At 74.0% G+C, this 1,362-nt stretch carries 1 protein-coding gene and 1 pseudogene; both read right to left on the bottom strand.

The window, feature by feature from the left end; genetic code table 11:
• Positions 1–348 (bottom strand): annotated as a pseudogene (locus tag ROTAS13_RS24495) (type II secretion system protein E); the annotation flags it as partial.
• Positions 345–1,274, bottom strand: a complete 930-nt coding sequence (locus ROTAS13_RS24500) for a type IV secretory system conjugative DNA transfer family protein (protein WP_371329370.1) — start codon at positions 1,272–1,274, stop codon at positions 345–347. The pseudogene ROTAS13_RS24495 and the gene ROTAS13_RS24500, both read right to left, overlap by 4 nt.
• Between the last annotated feature and the right edge of the window lie 88 nt (positions 1,275–1,362).

Raw genomic sequence — 1,362 nt, forward strand, 5'->3', positions numbered from 1 at the left:
AGAGACAGCCTCGTAGCTGACGTCGAAGTCGGAGCCGCCCTGCAGGCGGGCGGTGCCGTCGGCGCCGTAGAGGTGGTTGGTGATGTCGCCGAGCTCGACCTCGCTCAGCATGCCGCGCGTGGCGCGGCGGTTGCGGCCGTGGATGCGGACCCAGACCGGGTGGCCGGTCTGGAAGGCGATGCGCGAGGCGCCGTGCTCGTAGGCCCAGACCAGTAGCGCATCCAGCCCCGGCGCCTGCTTGCGTGGCTCCGTCACCCAGCGCTGGCCTTCGCCGGGCCAGGGATCCGGGTCGCGCGCCGGGGCGGTCGCCTCGCCGACTTCGGCTGGCAGCGGCAGGACGAGGTTCATCGGCAGCCTGCCCCAGGCTGCCAGCGCCGGATATTCGCCTGCAGACCGGGCTGCTCGGTGATGCGCACCACCCGGTCGCCGATGTTCAGCCGCGACCGGCCGCCCTCGGTGTTGCGGGTCTCGAAGGCGACCCGCGGCTCCTCCACCAGCCCGGCGCGCAGCAGCACCCGGTAGCGGGCCATGCCGACGATGTCGCGCTGCAACCGGCCGAGATCGGAGAGGAAGATCGTCACCGCCTGCTTCTCGCCCTGGGCCCAACCCTCGGCGACGCCACGGTTCCAGTAGGCCACCTCCTGGCGGGTGCGCGGCAGTGCCGCGTCGGCCGGGCGGGCCGGGCTGCCCCAGGCACGGACCAGGTAGGAGCGCCAGTCCGGCGGCGCGGAGGTCAGCTGTGCCTCGCGGGTGATCTCGAAGATGCAGGAGGTCTCGCGCGCCACCTGGCCGTTCTCGCCCAGCGCGAAGGCCATCTGCGCCTCGGAGACGATGGGCGGGCGCATCAGCGTCTGGCCGCCGCCCACCGGCAGCACCAGGGGGCGGAAGTCGTAGGTGGCGGTGAGCTGGGCCTCGTAGCGGCGCAGCATCTCGTTGATGGCGAAAGAGCGGGCGGCGAGGCCGCCCTGGGCGCCATAGGTCATGGCGGCCTGCCGGAGCACCTCGGCGCGGCCGGTCTCCAGCCCGTCGCCGGGCAGGTCGCCCGGGCGGGCGGCCTGCAGCGCCTCCAGCGAGGGCGGGGCGTCGCCACCCTCCACCACCGGCATGTTGCCGGCGCCGGTGATCGGCTGGTTCAGCTGGCTGGCGAGCGACCGGGCGGCGGCGTCGTACTGCGCCTCGTTGGGCATGGGCGGGCTGGGGAGGAGGCGCACCGAACCCTCGGCACGCACGCCAGGGGCGAAGGCCAGGGCGAGGAGGGCGGTCGCGGCGAGCAGCGCCGGGCGCCGCGGGGCGGGGCGGGGCTCAGACACGATGCACCACCTGGACCGTGCCTGTCTCTTGATCACATCTACGCACAGCTCC

This window comes from Roseomonas sp. TAS13 (assembly GCF_001950415.1).
In the GTDB taxonomy this organism is placed as follows: Bacteria; Pseudomonadota; Alphaproteobacteria; order Acetobacterales; family Acetobacteraceae; genus Roseomonas; species Roseomonas mucosa.